The 15,391-nt window shown below is 35.2% G+C and carries 16 protein-coding genes and 1 riboswitch; of the genes, 8 read left to right on the forward strand and 8 right to left on the reverse strand.

Annotated elements, in window-relative coordinates:
- Positions 1–373 precede the first annotated feature (373 nt).
- From istB to NKR20_RS05655, 4 genes are all read right to left on the reverse strand, one after another.
- Entirely contained in the window at positions 374–1,138 is a 765-nt protein-coding gene (gene istB / locus NKR20_RS05640; protein WP_253424349.1) for an IS21-like element helper ATPase IstB, read from the reverse strand.
- A complete protein-coding gene (gene istA, locus NKR20_RS05645) occupies positions 1,135–2,421 on the reverse strand; it encodes an IS21 family transposase (RefSeq protein ID WP_121216049.1) in 1,287 nt (428 codons plus the stop codon). Before istA ends, istB begins: the two co-directional genes overlap by 4 nt.
- Positions 2,422–2,709: 288 nt before the next feature.
- Positions 2,710–3,839, reverse strand: a protein-coding gene (locus tag NKR20_RS05650; protein WP_253424351.1) for an IS3 family transposase whose coding sequence is annotated in 2 segments (ribosomal slippage) — positions 2,710–3,593 and positions 3,593–3,839 — 1,131 coding nt in all. Because the reading frame shifts where the segments join, the coding sequence is not laid out codon by codon here.
- A gap of 566 nt (positions 3,840–4,405) precedes the next feature.
- Positions 4,406–5,353 carry an alpha/beta hydrolase gene (locus tag NKR20_RS05655; RefSeq protein ID WP_253424354.1) on the reverse strand — a complete coding sequence of 316 codons (948 nt, stop codon included), beginning with the start codon at positions 5,351–5,353 and terminating at the stop codon, positions 4,406–4,408.
- A gap of 192 nt (positions 5,354–5,545) precedes the next feature.
- On the opposite strand from NKR20_RS05655, the gene NKR20_RS05660 reads away from it, so the two are divergent.
- Positions 5,546–5,782, forward strand: a complete 237-nt coding sequence (locus NKR20_RS05660) for a YqkE family protein (protein WP_121213955.1) — start codon at positions 5,546–5,548, stop codon at positions 5,780–5,782.
- Positions 5,783–5,915: 133 nt separating this feature from the next.
- Here the strand turns inward: NKR20_RS05660 and NKR20_RS05665 are convergent, their stop codons facing one another.
- The 3 genes from NKR20_RS05665 to NKR20_RS05675 all read right to left on the reverse strand — a co-directional run bounded on the left by NKR20_RS05665 (position 5,916) and on the right by NKR20_RS05675 (position 9,075).
- Positions 5,916–7,259 (reverse strand): amino acid permease, encoded by a 1,344-nt coding sequence (locus NKR20_RS05665; RefSeq protein WP_121213954.1) that lies wholly within the window; start codon positions 7,257–7,259, stop codon positions 5,916–5,918.
- A 136-nt stretch (positions 7,260–7,395) separates the two neighbouring features.
- Positions 7,396–7,471, reverse strand: a riboswitch (glycine riboswitch).
- Between the two features lie 228 nt (positions 7,472–7,699).
- Positions 7,700–8,188 (reverse strand): VanZ family protein, encoded by a 489-nt coding sequence (locus NKR20_RS05670; RefSeq protein ID WP_253424358.1) that lies wholly within the window; start codon positions 8,186–8,188, stop codon positions 7,700–7,702.
- Positions 8,185–9,075 (reverse strand): aldo/keto reductase, encoded by an 891-nt coding sequence (locus tag NKR20_RS05675; RefSeq protein ID WP_253424362.1) that lies wholly within the window; start codon positions 9,073–9,075, stop codon positions 8,185–8,187. Before NKR20_RS05675 ends, NKR20_RS05670 begins: the two co-directional genes overlap by 4 nt.
- Before the next feature lie 82 nt (positions 9,076–9,157).
- Here NKR20_RS05675 and NKR20_RS05680 point away from each other — a divergent pair, with 82 nt between their 5' ends.
- From NKR20_RS05680 to fur, 3 genes are all read left to right on the forward strand, one after another.
- Positions 9,158–9,700: an NUDIX domain-containing protein gene (locus NKR20_RS05680; RefSeq protein ID WP_253424365.1), complete on the forward strand. Its 543-nt coding sequence runs from the start codon at positions 9,158–9,160 to the stop codon at positions 9,698–9,700.
- Positions 9,701–9,835: 135 nt separating this feature from the next.
- Positions 9,836–10,351 carry a hypothetical protein gene (locus tag NKR20_RS05685; RefSeq protein WP_253424367.1) on the forward strand — a complete coding sequence of 172 codons (516 nt, stop codon included), beginning with the start codon at positions 9,836–9,838 and terminating at the stop codon, positions 10,349–10,351.
- A gap of 98 nt (positions 10,352–10,449) precedes the next feature.
- On the forward strand, positions 10,450–10,905 hold the full coding sequence (gene fur, locus NKR20_RS05690; protein WP_121213949.1) for a ferric iron uptake transcriptional regulator: 456 nt from the start codon (positions 10,450–10,452) through the stop codon (positions 10,903–10,905).
- 46 nt (positions 10,906–10,951) lie between these two features.
- Here fur and NKR20_RS05695 read toward each other — a convergent pair whose 3' ends face one another.
- Positions 10,952–11,098 (reverse strand): hypothetical protein, encoded by a 147-nt coding sequence (locus tag NKR20_RS05695; RefSeq protein WP_253424370.1) that lies wholly within the window; start codon positions 11,096–11,098, stop codon positions 10,952–10,954.
- Positions 11,099–11,338: 240 nt separating this feature from the next.
- Here NKR20_RS05695 and NKR20_RS05700 point away from each other — a divergent pair, with 240 nt between their 5' ends.
- From NKR20_RS05700 to NKR20_RS05715, 4 genes are all read left to right on the forward strand, one after another.
- On the forward strand, positions 11,339–11,602 hold the full coding sequence (locus tag NKR20_RS05700) for a hypothetical protein (protein ID WP_121213948.1): 264 nt from the start codon (positions 11,339–11,341) through the stop codon (positions 11,600–11,602).
- A 104-nt stretch (positions 11,603–11,706) separates the two neighbouring features.
- The gene (gene xerD, locus NKR20_RS05705) at positions 11,707–12,609 is read left to right on the forward strand and encodes a site-specific tyrosine recombinase XerD (protein ID WP_121213947.1); all 903 of its coding nucleotides are present in this window, start codon (positions 11,707–11,709) and stop codon (positions 12,607–12,609) included.
- A 94-nt stretch (positions 12,610–12,703) separates the two neighbouring features.
- On the forward strand, positions 12,704–13,882 hold the full coding sequence (gene deoB / locus NKR20_RS05710) for a phosphopentomutase (RefSeq protein WP_253424373.1): 1,179 nt from the start codon (positions 12,704–12,706) through the stop codon (positions 13,880–13,882).
- Positions 13,883–13,894: 12 nt separating this feature from the next.
- Positions 13,895–15,199, forward strand: a complete 1,305-nt coding sequence (locus tag NKR20_RS05715; protein WP_121213945.1) for a pyrimidine-nucleoside phosphorylase — start codon at positions 13,895–13,897, stop codon at positions 15,197–15,199.
- Positions 15,200–15,391: the final 192 nt, after the last annotated feature.

Genomic DNA, 15,391 nt, shown 5'->3' on the forward strand with positions numbered 1-15,391 from the left:
GGTTGATGGTGATTTAAATGGGTAGGAATCTTGCTGAATTGTTATTTGTACATCTGAGAACCGATTCTAAGTGGGGGGGCAATTATAATTTATATCTATCTATGTAAGAGAGAAGGAAAGAATATTCATTTTATGATATGTAAACTCTGAATGAATACAAAAATTGATGAAGATCTCAGCAGAAAATGTATTCATCCCCACAATGAATACAAAAATTGATGAGGATTACAGCAGAAAATGTATTCATCCCCTCAATGAATACAAAAATTGATGAAGATCTCAGCAGAAAATGTATTCATCCCCACAATGAATACAAAAATTATAAATGTCAACGTTAATATGTACATTTATGCTTGTTTAAGGGTGTACAAAATTACTCGTTTACTGGTTCGAGGTGTTGCTTAAGACGGTACGAATCACCAGTAATAGTTACGACACTTGCGTGATGTAAAATGCGATCTAAAATCGCATTTGCTAACTTCGGCTCTGGGAAAATTTCTTCCCATGATTTGAAGTTCACATTGGTTGTAAAAATCGTACTTTTCTTTTCATAACGTGCATCGATGAGTTGGAAGAATAGCTTCGCGTCCTCCGGATCGATTGGTAAATAACCGATTTCATCAATGATTAATAATTTATACTTTGTATAATGTTTCAAACGGCTTTCTAGACGATTTTCAATGCGCGCTTTTTTCAAGTTTTGAATTAAATCATGACACTTAATGAAATAGGTACTTGTCCTTTTTTTCGCTGCTGTAATGCCGATTGCCGTAGCTAAGTGGGTTTTACCCACACCACTTGGACCAAGAAATACAATGTTTTCGTTTTCTTGAATAAAACGTAAGCTCTGAAAATCACGTAATTGTTGCTGATTGACACTTGGTTGAAATTCAAAATCAAAATCTTTCATTTCCTTTAGATGTGGAAAGGCTGCGACCTTCACCATTGCGTGAATCATGTTTTGCTCACGTACATCTACCTCATAATTCGTTAATTTAATGAGCGTATCAATAAATGAAAGTTCATTCTTGATACTGAAGTCAATGACTTCACTTAAATGAAGCCCCATTTCCTTGAGTTTTAAATACTCCAAGTTTTGCAGGAGATGCTGATAGTTTGTGTTTGTAAACTGATTCATTTATAGATGTCTCCGATCGCTGCTAAATTTCGCTTGGCTAAATCATTAATATCTGGATAGTTTGGCATCGCTTTCGACAGTGTCTCACGATAGTGAGCCTCTTGATAATTGAGTTTTGCGTCACTAATTTTATGTTGCGCTATGAGTTCCATGTTATAATGAATCCATAATCGGTCATCATATACTTGTAAACTTACTTTCTTTCCTTGATACGCTGGTGGTACAGAGTATTGATTGGACTTGTAAGAAATCATGTTAGATGCATTGACTTTCACAAGTGTATGGTTGATTTTGAAGGAATCTCTTACTCGTTCAGTTGGTAGCTGGAGTAAGTGATTCTTTTCTTTTTGAAATTCAAGTAATGGAATCTTATTTGTCCCTTGATGAACTTCACGGTTCACACGATTACACAATTGTTCGATATAAATGTGTAGCTCTTCCATATTCAATTGCCCTTGATAAGCATGAATTTCATCAAGTAGCTTCATCGTTGTTTCAACTTTTCCCTTTGTCTTCGGACGTCCTGCGATACAAGGTCTCACTTTGAAACCAAAATCTTGCGCAAATTGGGCAAACTTCACATTCACTTTTCCTTTGGAAAATTCGGTTCTCGCTTCATCCATGACCGTTTTCATATTGTCTGTAACCAGTTCTTCAGGCACCCCACCCATTTTTTCAAACGTTTCCGTAAGGAAAGAAAATAGCACAGCTTGCGACTTTGAAATACTCATATAAAAGAATCGCATACGTGAATGGCTCAAAATTAAAACAGCTACGTTAATTTCTACTTGTTCACCATCTTTTGTTTCGTACAAAATACTTTCTTTCCAATCTAACTGTGCCTGTTTACCTGGACGTGTTTCGAAACGAATACCACTGTTTTTCATACTTGGAATCCGTTCATCTTTATCGAAATAAGCTTGGAATTCCGGTGTATTCGCAATATAAGTGCGGAACGTTGATTGAGCACAACCTAAGCCATGATTATCTTTTAAATACTGCCAAAGATTACGACGATAATAAAACACCTGCTTCGAATCCTCTGATAATAAACTTGCGATTATTGGATAAAACGCATCGATTTTAGATGGTTTGTTACGCTTCTTTTTGGGAACGAAACCGTTTAGATATTTGTCGATGGTACGACGATCTACACCCATGTCCCTTGCTAATTTACTTTTATTAATTTTCATTTTTAAATGCTCCATTATTTGTTTATATGCTGCTAAATCTGTAAGACTTTTCAGTTCGAATGTTGTCTCTACGTTTAATTGAATATACATTTCCAATCACCTCTAGATCAGTATGTATACCCCGAGCATTTTTGTACATTGTTATTCAAGCGGGAATGTACATATTTAAATTAGCATTTGTAAAAATTGATGAGGATTACAGCGGAAAATGTATTCATCCCCACAATGAATACAAAAATTGATGAAGATCTCAGCAGAAAATGTATTCATCCCCACAATGAATACAAAAATTGATGAGGATTACAGCGGAAAATGTATTCATCCCCTCAATGAATATAAAAATTGATGATGGAATGTCAACACTAAACTGGACAAAAATTATGTGGGCTGTAGCTTGAATTCCATCGGCGTTAAATAGCCTAAAGTTCCGTGAATACGGATGTTGTTAAACCAGTGTACGTAATCATCAAGTTCAAGAGCGAGCTGTTCAAGGGAAGCGAAGTGGACTTGGTTTGCGAATTCGGTTTTAAATACCTTAAATGTCGCTTCGGCCACGGCGTTATCGTAAGGGCAACCCTTCATGCTTAATGAACGCTGAATGCCAAACGTTTCGAGTGCTTCTGAAATCAATTGGTTATCGAATTCTTTTCCTCGATCGGTATGAAACATTTGTACATCATTCAGATTGGCTTGGACGCTTGCGAGTGCTTTATAGACAAGGTCTGCTGTTTTATTTTCACCTGCACTATGTCCAATAATTTCTCGATTGAAAAGGTCGACAAATAAGCATACATAGTGCCATTTTTTGCCGACACGGACGTATGTTAAATCGCTCACTACGACAGCTAACTCCTCAACCTGATTGAATTCACGTTGTAATTCGTTTTTAATGGGTGCTTCATTGCTGCTCGATTTATGCGGCTTAAATTGTGCCACTGTGTAGTTTGAAACGAGTCCCATTTCGCTCATCAAACGACCAATTCGACGTCTTGAAACTTGTTTTGGCTCGGCCAATTTCGTCAGTTCTTTTTTGATTTTACGTGTGCCATAGTTATTACGGCTGGCTTTGAAAATGCGTTCAATATCCTTAGAAAGTGCCGCATCTTCCGCTTTTCTTGCACGCTCACCAGAAAGGTCCGCATGGTAATAATACGTACTTCTTTTAATATCGAGGACGGCACACATTGCTGATACCGAATACTTGTGAGCGTTATTACGAATCACATTTATTTTCGTCCCATGATCAGCGCCGCTTGCTTTAAAATGTCGTTTTCCATTAGTAAGCGTTGATTTTCTTTGCGTAAGCGGTCAAGCTCTGTTTCTTCTTCTGTTCGATTATCTTTTGCAGCGAAAGAGCCAGTTGCTTGATGATTTTTGATCCATTTATCCAAAGCTGAAGCCGTTAGATCATACTCTCGTACAATATCTGCACGAGACTTTCCGTTTTCATAAAGCTTCACCATTTGCAGTTTAAATTCAGGTGTAAATGTTCGACGTTGACGTGTCATAAAAGCACGCTCCCTTAAGTTAGTAGTCTAAGTTTACAACCCCTCATTTATTCTGTCTAACTTAGTGTAGCCTATCCATGAAGATCTCAGCAGAAAATGTATTCATCCCCTCAATGAATACAAAAATTGATGAGGATTACAGCAGAAAATGTATTCATCCCCTCAATGAATACAAAAATTGATGAAGATCTCAGCAGAAAATGTATTCATCCCCACAATGAATACAAAAATTGATGAGGATTACAGCGGAAAATGTATTCATCCCCACAATGAATACAAAAATTGATGAAGATCTCAGCAGAAAATGTATTCATCCCCACAATGAATACAAAAATTGATGAGGATTACAGCGGAAAATGTATTCATCCCCACAATGAATACAAAATTTGAAGAAGATTACAGCAGAAAATGTATTCATCCCCTCAATGAATATAAATTTTGATGGGGATTTCAGAAAAAAATAGTATTCAAATTATCGATAGATATAAATTGTGGAAAATCAGCAGAAAGTTTTATTCATATATACAACAAAAAAGAGTGCTACACATCACGATGAGCACTCCTTACTATGATATTTCCTTTTCCAACTCTTTGACGAGTACATAATTTTGTAAAAACTCCGATACAACCTCTTCATATTCTTGTGGGTTTTGATTAAAGCTTTGGGCATGAGCACCTTTTTCAAAAAGCTTTAACATTTTCGGTTCGCTTTTTTCTTCGTACATTTCTTTTGTCATGTACGGTAAGATAAAATCATCTTCCATGCTATGAATAAACAACATTGGAGCTTGGATACTTTTTACTGCTTCTTTTGGTGTAATGCTTTTTAATGAATAACCGTCCCGCAATCTTAAGAAAAAGTCTGCTAAATGAATTGGCAGTTTTGTTCGTAAAATGGTTTCCTTTTTCACAATTTGAGCAATCAGTTCGGAAAAATTAGAGAAACCACAATCTGCTATATAAAAGTCTGCACCATCTTCAACTAATCCCGCATATAAAATCATACTTGCTGCACCCATTGATTCACCGTGAATACCAAGTATCGCATCATTACCAATAAGAGTTTTTACAGTTTTTACAACAGCTGCAAGATCGAACTTTTCATAATATCCATAGCTTGTTGTCTTTCCACCTGATTCACCATGTCGGCGATGATCAAATACAAAAGAATTGAATCCTAGACGTTCAAACATACGTGCATATCGAACGGAATTAATTTTATTTTCCGTTACACCGTGACAGATAATAATGGTATTGTTTGTATTAATGGGTTTAAAGAAAATCCCTTTTATTGGATATCCGTTTGGAGAATCAATGCTTAATTCTTCTTTCGGACAATTGTTAAACCAATTTTCATCAAAACGTTGTGCTTTTAATTCACGATCGTAAATGAAATGATCATCTTTCTTTTTTATATACATTAAACGATTCGTCACCATAAATCCAAAACCAGTAGTGATAGCAGAGAGAGTAGTAATAATACTAGATAGCCATAATACTTTTTTTCGTTTCATTAAAAACACCTCGATTCCTACATAGTATTGAATATTCCTATTCACTTCATACGAGTGTATTAATACATGAATGGTTATTATTATTTTACGCAAATATACTTTAATAGGTTCTTTATATTAGAGAGTTCTTTCGTGAAATTTGGCTAAAAAATGTTAAACTAAAAGTGACTTTATTTTGAGTAGGTGAAGAAAATGGCAAAGAAACAAAAACAAACGGTTAATAAAGATGATTCTGTAACATTAAAAGATCAACTAAATGCTGATGTGTTAGCAAAATTAAAAGCTGCGAAACAAAGCCTAGTTGCAGAAGAGCAAGCAAAAGAAGAAGAGCGTCAAGCAAAACTAGCATTTGAACGAAAACAACGTGAGAAAAATATGAGCTTTGAAGAGTTATTAGAAAAGTACGGAGACAAAGGTTCGAAATTTTAATTGTTTGCAAATATTCCCGTCAAATTGAACGATAATTCTGCCAAAATAGTGAATTATCCCGCCAAACTACGGGAAAATTCCGCCAAAATCAAAAATAATCCCGTCAAAAGAAAAAAGCGCTAAGTAATCAAGATTACTTAGCGCTTTTTCTCATTCCATAAGTAAACAACAATAGTATAAACCAAACTGGTGTAAGTAATAATGCAGATCTCGTATCCTCAGAAATAAACATAATAACTAAAATTGCTAAAAATAATAGCAATACAACATAATTGATAAATGGTGTTAATGGAGCTTTAAACGTTGATTTTTTATGTAAATCAGGTCGTTTTCTTGTATAACGTATATGTGATATTAAAATAATAGCCCATACCCAAATAAAACAAATGGCACTAATTGTTGTTACAACACTGAATGCAGAATCTGGAATCACATAACTTAATAATCCACCAATTGATACAACAACCGTTGAAACTAGAAGAGCGTTGCTTGGTACAGAGTTTCCATTTAATTTACCTAAAGATTTTGCACCTTGGTTATTTTTACTTAAGTTGAACATAATTCTACTCGTTGAAAATAGTCCGCTATTACATGCAGAAGCTGCAGAAGTGAGAACAACGAAATTGATAATCCCAGCTGCTACTGGAATTCCGACTAAACTAAATACTTGTACAAAAGGACTGTTTTCTGCACTTAGACTTGTCCAAGGATTTATACATAAAATGACAAAGATGGCTCCAATGTAAAATAACAAAATACGCATTGGAATTTTGTTAATGGCAGATGGGATGTTCTTCTTTGGATCAGAAGTTTCAGCTGCGGACACACCAACAATTTCAACTCCTACAAAGGAAAATACAACCATTTGGAAGGCGAATAAAAATCCAGTAATGCCATTCGGGAAGAGACCACCGTGTGACCAAAGATTACTTACTGAAACAGTACCGGTGTTTGTTTCAAAGCCAATAACTAACATGACAATTCCCACAACAATTAAAGCAACAATTGTTATTACTTTAATGATTGCAAACCAAAATTCTAATTCACCAAATAATTTTACAGTCAGTAGATTGAAAAATAGTAGAATAACTAAACATACAAGGGCTGGAATCCATTGCGGAATGTCAAACCAATATTGTACGTACATTCCGACAGCAATAATATCGGCCATTGCTGTCATAATCCAGCAAAACCAATAAGTCCATCCTGTAACATATCCTGCCCAAGGACCGATATAATCAACGGCAAAATCATTAAACGATTGATAGCGAGTGTTCGATAATAATAGTTCTCCTAATGCTCTCATGACAAAAAATAATGCAATACCAATAATTAAATAAACGAAAATAATTGAAGGACCAGCTTTTTCAATGGCTGCCCCAGAACCTAAAAATAAGCCTGTCCCAATTGTCCCACCTATTGCGATTAATTGGACATGACGATTTTTTAAGTCACGTTTTAATTCTTGCTGTGCCACAAGAATGCCTCCTTTTTATTACCATATTCCATAGAAAATAAAAAAATGAGATAGGATATCCCATCTCATTAGACATAAAAAATAACAAATAAAATATATAAAAATAGTAAAACAAAATAGTATTACTTCTTATACTTGTTACTTTTCTGTCCTTTTGCCTGAGATTGTGAACCCTTCGGCGACGCAAATGCGTTCTCTCCAGAAATTGCTCCGGCTATAGTTACCCCATAGCGTTCATCGCGGTTATTTAATTTACTTCCAAATGTTGTGTTCAATAATATCAATCTATTTTGTTTATTTCAATGCTATATAACTAGAAATACGACATGGACATATGAATTTTAATATATTTATGTAGAAAATTGCTGTGTGATATAGCTAGAATGAGGATAAAAAAGTTTTGAAAAATACAAAAAACTCCCCATCAGAGGGGGAGCAAATTATTTTTCTTCACTAGTTTTAAACAAATATCTAATTGAATAAATGACTTTAAATAGAAATAAGAAAGTAATGGCACCTGCTGTATCTAATAATACATCTTGAAAAATTCCAGTTCTTCCTGCGACAAAAGTTTGGCGAAATTCGTCTAGGGAAGCAACTAAAAATGTTGAAGCAATTGCATAAATAATCGCGAGTTTTAACTTGAACTTGCGATAGAATAAATAGAACAATAATCCGACAAATCCATAACCGACAAAATGTAGTCCTTTTCTTACTAAAAATTCAATAAAGTAATAATAGCCACGAGTTTCAACTGAAATCGTTCTACCCCAATAATAAAATTCGAATTTACTTAGAAAATCATAGAATGGCTCGTCCTTCAACAAAACTTGCAAAGATGGTACAATCGTTTGCTGTTCATAAGACATACTGGAAACCATAAATAATACGATTAGGACTGAAATGATGAGGAAAATATACTTTTTCATCTGTGATCGGTATAAACATCTTTCTTTGTAATTTGATCAATGTAGGATAAGTCTGTTATACCTTGTGCTTTTTCGTATGCCTTGATATTTTGTTCAAGTTGTTCTTTATTGCGGGCTCCTATTACTGTTGATGCAACTACAGGATGTTTCAAATTAAACGCAAATGCAAGAGCATGTATATCTTCGTAATGAGATTCTAAAGATTGGATAACTTGTTGTAGTTCTTCACTAGAATAACTCATATAATTTTGTATTCTATTTTTCCAATCACTTGTAAGAATGCCTTTCGCAATGGAACCTCTTGTCACGACTGAGGTACCTGCAGAAGCAATTTGTTCAAACCATTCCTCAGCGCGGCGATCTAATATGTTATATTGCATCATATTTGAAATGGCATTACTGTTCTTCAAAAATGATGTAAACACATTTGGACGTATAGAAGATATACCATATTCGCGAATATACCCTTGATCCTTTAGTCGTTCAAATGTTTCAATAATGTCATCCCAGGGGTCGTTAATTGTTCCGCCGTGTAATTGATAAACATCAATATAATCTGTTTTTAATCGACGTAAGCTTTCCTTTAATCCGTTTTCAATGTGAGAAGGGGAAGGATCCCAACTCCATCCATTTTCTCCTGTATTCCATCTGTTTCCAACCTTTGTAGCAAGTACAATTTCATTACGGTGTGGTTTTAAAAGTTCACCGACAATTTCTTCGTTCATCCCATGATCATACAGGTCTGCCGTATCAAAATAATTAATACCATAATCAATGGCAGAATAGATCACTGGTTTCGCATCTTCAATAGTAGTTGGTAAAGACATACAACCTAAACTTAATTCGGTGATTTCAATAGAGCTATTCCCAAGAGCTCTTTTTTTCATTTATTACACGCCTTTCTGCCATACAAATTTCTAACTACAATGGTACAATGAATGTAATGAACACGACAAGCGAGGAATCTTAATGAAAAAATTTGAAGAGAAAACGATAAGTTCTAATCAAATCTTTAATGGGAAAGTAATCTCATTAAAAGTTGATGATGTTCTACTTCCAAATGGTAATCAATCTAAACGAGAAATCGTAAATCATCCAGGGGCAGTGGCGGTTATTGCAATTACGGATGAAGGAAAATTAATTCTTGTCGAACAATACAGGAAAGCATTGGAAAGATCGATTATCGAAATTCCTGCGGGGAAACTTGAACCAGGAGAAGCACCTGAAGTCACTGCACGAAGAGAACTAGAAGAAGAAACAGGGTACGGCTGTCACAAATTAAGTTATCTTCAAACCTTTGCAACATCGCCTGGATTTGCGGATGAAGTAATACACCTTTTTGTAGCGGAGCAATTATTTGAAATTGTAGAAAAGGCAGAGCTTGATGAAGACGAATTTGTTGAACTAATGCAAGTATCTGTAGAAGAAGCAGAAGAAATGGTGAAAGACGGTCGCATTTATGATGCAAAAACAGCGTTTGCAGTGCTTTGGATGAAATTAAATAAATCATAACTTGCCTTAAGCAATAGGCAAGTTTTTTTAGTTTATAAACTCTTAAAAAAGTAAATTTGATAGAATGGATTGAAAATTGGAGGGTATATTGATAGAGGACGAGCATAAGATGGTAACAACGAAAGGAGAATGCTTATGTATCGTTCCACTCTAGTAATCCAATTTGCAGTGATTCTAGCAATTAGCTTTGTAAGCGGTGTCGTTTGTTTTCAGTTATTTCCCCTGGACAAGGCAATGGAGTTAATTAAATATATAGATCCGAGAGTTTTGGAATTAGAAAAAATCACCATATGGAATACAGTTTTTCCCCTTATACCTTGGATAGTCCTAGTATTATTTTTCACGACTCATCCTTATTTTCATGTGTTAGCACGTTTTGTCGTAGCAGTTAAAGCTACTTTTTTTGGATTTAGTTCTGTATTTCTATTAACTCAACAAGAATCACTATTAGTTTATAGTGTATGGTGGTTTCCTTTTCAATTTCTTTATTGCATTCTACTTTTCCTTCTTTGTTCCGTATATGCATCAAAGAAAGTTGGCAATAACCGAAAATTTTTCTTCTCCCAAAGGCTTTTTGTTACACTAATTATTGCAATATCCATTATTTGTATCGGTGAAAATTTAGTCATTACTTATATTATTCCAAGCTAATGACATGAAAGCTTTGAAGTTTTTATTAATAAAGTATCCCTCTCTTGTAATAGCTTTCACTCATTTGGTATAATGAGATGAGTTTAGGAGGGCGTCTTATGGAAAGCCGTATTGATCGAATAAAAAAGCAATTACATAGTGCTGGCTACAAACTGACGCCGCAGCGTGAAGCGACAGTTGCAGTGCTATTAGAACATGAAGAAGACCATTTAAGTGCAGAGGACGTTTACTTACTTGTAAAAGATAAAGCACCAGAAATCGGTCTTGCGACAGTATACCGTACATTAGAATTATTAACAGAATTAAAGATTGTTGACAAAATTAACTTCGGTGATGGCGTGTCCCGTTATGATTTACGACAAGAAGGGGCAAAGCATTTCCACCACCATCTTGTTTGTATCGAATGTGGTGCTGTTGACGAAATTCAAGAAGACTTACTAGATGACGTTGAAGTTATCGTAGAAAAACGTTGGAACTTTATAATTAAAGACCACCGATTAACATTCCACGGAATTTGTCATCGTTGCCATGACCAACAAAATGAAGAAAAATAATTAAAAGGTGTACCTAAGATAGTGACTTAAGTACACCTTTTCACTTTTAATCTAACTTTGTTTTTGAAACAGTTTTTGTATCCTCAATGTTTGCGATTTTTAGAACACCATCAACTAACTGAAAGACATATCGTTTTTCCCGCTCATAATGCCAAGTACCTTCATCCAACGAATAGAATTTGAAAATCTGCATACCTATCATTATTTATTTCCTTTTCACAAGATGAGCAAATGGAAAGTTATCTTCTCCATCAATTGCTGGGGAACTGCATTCTATAATTCATCAGAATCTGTGGCGATTTTTCCACAATTGTGGCTAGAACGCATAAATTAGAACCTCCCCATAATATCTTTAATACTAATGTATTGTTACTTATTTTCAGTAATAACTATATTGATGGGGATTTTTGTTAAATTTAAGGGGGAATTCAGGTTGGTTAGAGCAAGTTACGAAAAGGAATTAGATATTCATGACATTAAAAAACGATTACTTGAAACAAACGAACAACGATTAGAATTAATTGTGAAGCTTGGGGAAATAACAAACAGTGTTCTAAGGAAAAGTGATGCAGAATTAACATTACTAAATCAATTTACGGATCAATTATTAAACTTAGATTTAGAGATTTACCAGCTTCTTTGTAAAATAGATAGTGTCACATCAAAATGTAAAGATTGCCCTAATTGTCACCTGTAAATAGTACTTCCCCTAGTGCCTATTGCGCTAGGGGATTTTTTTGTTTTTAGACATTACATGGTAGAATAAATAAAAAGTAGCAAATAGAAATGGGGCCTGTCCAAATGAGAAATTTTACAGATCCACTAAACGATTATCTTCACTTTTTGCAAGTTGAACGACAATTATCAACTAACACACTATCTTCCTATCGACGAGATTTAGAGAATTATATAAATCATTTAAATAAAGAACAGGGACTATCAAGTTTAAATCACGTAGAAAGAACACATATATTAATCCATTTAGAAAACTTACGGAATCAGGGAATTTCTGCACGTACAATAGCTCGTCACATTTCCTCAATCCGCTCATTTCATCAATTTTTATTACGCGAAAAAGTGACAGAGCAAGACCCGACTGTACACTTAGAAATGCCTCAAATTGAACAAAAACTACCAAAAGTTTTATCCATCCAAGAAATTGATGCTTTAATTTCTACACCAAACCGTGATAAACCACAAGGCATTAGAGATGTAGCAATGCTCGAAATTTTATACGGTACAGGGATGCGTATAAGTGAATGTATTGGACTAAACCTAGAGGATGTCCATTTAACGATGGGATTTGTTCGCGTTTACGGAAAAGGGGGAAAAGAAAGAATTGTGCCTCTTGGAAAAGGTGCAATTCGAGCGTGTGATCAATATCTACAAATTGCGCGGAATAAATTGCAAGGTAAATATCCAAAAACCGATGCATTTTTTATAAATCAGCGAGGAAAACGTTTAACTCGACAAGGTTGTTGGAAACTCTTAAAAGAGCATGCAACAAATGCAAATATCAAAAAAGAAATTACACCCCATACTTTGAGACATAGCTTTGCCACGCATTTAATCGAAAATGGTGCGGATTTGCGAGCAGTGCAAGAAATGTTAGGACATGCAGACATCTCAACAACTCAAATTTATACACATATTAGTAAGACGAGATTATCCGAAGTGTATAAGCAATTTCATCCGAGAGCTTAAGATAATGCATAAAAAATATTGTCTGTCGGATGTCTGACCTTTATTTCTTTTGCCAAATTAGGTAATATAAACGTTGTAAGAGGAGGACGAAATGATGAAACCCTTTAAAAAAATACATGTAGTAGTAATGGATTCAGTAGGCATTGGAGAAGCGCCTGATGCAGCAAACTTTGGAGATGAAGGTTCAGACACATTAGGTCATATTGCAGAAAAAATGAACGGTTTAACAATGCCGAATATGGAATCTCTTGGTTTATCGAATATTCGTGAATTAAAAGGAATTGCAAAAGCTGAGCAACCAAAAGCGTTTTACGGCATGATGCAAGAAGCGTCTGTCGGGAAAGATACAATGACGGGGCATTGGGAGATTATGGGTCTAAATATCGACAAACCGTTTAAAGTGTACCCTGAAGGATTCCCTCAAGAATTAATCCAAAAGTTAGAAGAAAAAATCGGTCGAAAAGTAATTGGGAATAAACCTGCAAGTGGTACTGCTATTATTGATGAACTAGGTAAAGAACATATGGAAACAGGTGCTATTATCGTCTATACATCTGCAGATCCAGTGTTACAAATTGCAGCCCACGAAGAAATTGTTCCTTTAGATGAACTATATAAAATATGTGAAATTGCTCGTGAACTAACGTTAGACCCTGAATTTTTAGTGGGTCGTGTAATTGCACGTCCATTTATCGGAACGCCTGGTAACTTTACACGAACATCCAATCGTCACGACTATGCCTTAAAACCATTTGGACGAACAACGATGAATGAATTAAAGGATGCAGGACTTGACGTAATTGCTATTGGTAAAATTTCTGATATTTTCAACGGTGAAGGCATAACAGATGCAATCCGAACAAAAAATAATGATGATGGAATGGATAAATTTGCTGAAGTGGTAAAACAAGATTTCCACGGAATCAGCTTCTTAAATTTAGTTGATTTTGATGCGAACTTTGGCCATCGTCGTGATCCAATGGGATACGGAGAAGCTTTAGAGGAATTTGACCGCCGTTTACCAGAAGTGTTAACGGCATTAAATGAGGATGATTTATTAATTATTACAGCTGACCATGGAAACGACCCAACATTCCCAGGTACAGACCATACACGTGAATTTGTTCCGTTAATTGTTTATTCACCAAGATTTGAACAAGGCACAGAATTACCTTTACGTAAAACATTTGCTGATATTGCTGCGACGATTGCAGAAAACTTTAATGTAGCTGCACCACAATTTGGCACAAGTTTTTTATCGAATTTGAAGTAGGGGGTTAAAGCCGTGAGAATGGTTGATATTATTGAAAAAAAGCGTAATGGGGAAGAGCTAACTACTGAAGAAATTCGTTTCTTTGTTGATGGTTATACAGATGGTTCGATTCCTGACTATCAAGTAAGTAGTTTAATGATGGCAATTTATTTCCAAGATATGAATGAGCGTGAGAGAGCTGATTTAACAATGGCGATGGTTGAATCAGGCGACCAAATCGATTTATCTGGAATTGAAGGAATTAAAGTGGATAAACATTCCACTGGCGGAGTAGGGGATACAACAACTCTTTCCCTTGCAGCAATGGTTGCAGCAGTGGGCGTTCCTGTAGCCAAAATGAGCGGACGTGGATTAGGGCATACAGGTGGAACCATCGATAAATTAGAGTCTATTAAAGGGTTTCATGTTGAACTTTCCAATGAACAATTTATGAAACAGGTAAATGAAATTGGAACGGCGGTAATAGGGCAAAGTGGAAATTTAACACCAGCTGACAAAAAATTGTATGCTTTACGTGATGTAACCGGTACAGTACCAAGCATTCCTTTAATTGCGAGTTCAATTATGTCGAAGAAAATTGCTGCAGGTGCAGATGCCATTGTTTTAGACGTGAAAACAGGCGACGGTGCATTCATGAAAACTTACGAAGATGCAAAAGCTTTAGCCCAAGCAATGGTACAAATTGGGAATAATGTAGGTAGAAAAACAATGGCCATTATTTCTGATATGAGTCAACCCCTTGGCTTTGCTATTGGGAATGCCCTTGAAGTAAAAGAAGCGATTGATACATTAAAAGGTAACGGTCCGAAAGATTTAATGGAATTATGCTATACACTTGGATCGCAAATGATTGTACTCGGTAATAAAGCCAAATCATTAGAAGAAGCTAGAGTACTACTTGAAGAAGTAGTTCAGAACGGAAAAGCTTTAGACGTATTTAAGAAGTTTATTACTGCTCAAGGTGGAGATGCATCGGTTGTTGATGATCCATCTCTTTTACCTCAAGCGAAATTCCAAATTGAACTTCCGGCTAAACAATCAGGATACGTTGAAAAAATTGAAGCAGATGATGTTGGTGTAGCAGCGATGTTACTCGGTGCAGGTCGCGCTACTAAAGAGTCAACAATCGATTTAGCAGTTGGATTAGTACTTCATAAAAAAGTAGGGGATTCTGTCAAGGATGGGGAATCTCTTGTTACAATCCATTCGAACAAAGAAGATATTCCAGAAGTAATTGAGAAATTGTATAAACATATTATTATTTCAAATGAACCTGTCGAAGCCCCAACATTAATAAAAGATATCATTAAAAAATAACTGGTCAATAATATCTTTCGATGGTATTATGAGGACAATTATTACTTAATGATAATAAAAGTTAGTAGCATACTTGCTACTAATTTTTTCTTTCTATTTTCCAAAAATATGTTAGAATATGAATAATTTAACCTATATTCACTTCCGAGATATTTTTTGCCTGAAAGAGAAATTTTGTGTGAAATTCTATTA

It is taken from the genome of Ureibacillus endophyticus (assembly GCF_024159215.1).
GTDB lineage: Bacteria > Bacillota > Bacilli > Bacillales_A > Planococcaceae > Ureibacillus > Ureibacillus endophyticus.

Coding starts and splice junctions, on each gene's coding strand:
- istB (WP_253424349.1), bottom strand. CDS start 1,138: ATGAATCAGTTTACAAACACAAACTATCAGCATCTCCTGCAAAACTTG.
- istA (WP_121216049.1), bottom strand. CDS start 2,421: ATGTATATTCAATTAAACGTAGAGACAACATTCGAACTGAAAAGTCTT.
- NKR20_RS05655 (WP_253424354.1), bottom strand. CDS start 5,353: ATGAAACGAAAAAAAGTATTATGGCTATCTAGTATTATTACTACTCTC.
- NKR20_RS05660 (WP_121213955.1), top strand. CDS start 5,546: ATGGCAAAGAAACAAAAACAAACGGTTAATAAAGATGATTCTGTAACA.
- NKR20_RS05670 (WP_253424358.1), bottom strand. CDS start 8,188: ATGAAAAAGTATATTTTCCTCATCATTTCAGTCCTAATCGTATTATTT.
- NKR20_RS05675 (WP_253424362.1), bottom strand. CDS start 9,075: ATGAAAAAAAGAGCTCTTGGGAATAGCTCTATTGAAATCACCGAATTA.
- NKR20_RS05680 (WP_253424365.1), top strand. CDS start 9,158: ATGAAAAAATTTGAAGAGAAAACGATAAGTTCTAATCAAATCTTTAAT.
- NKR20_RS05685 (WP_253424367.1), top strand. CDS start 9,836: ATGTATCGTTCCACTCTAGTAATCCAATTTGCAGTGATTCTAGCAATT.
- fur (WP_121213949.1), top strand. CDS start 10,450: ATGGAAAGCCGTATTGATCGAATAAAAAAGCAATTACATAGTGCTGGC.
- NKR20_RS05695 (WP_253424370.1), bottom strand. CDS start 11,098: ATGCAGATTTTCAAATTCTATTCGTTGGATGAAGGTACTTGGCATTAT.
- xerD (WP_121213947.1), top strand. CDS start 11,707: ATGAGAAATTTTACAGATCCACTAAACGATTATCTTCACTTTTTGCAA.
- deoB (WP_253424373.1), top strand. CDS start 12,704: ATGAAACCCTTTAAAAAAATACATGTAGTAGTAATGGATTCAGTAGGC.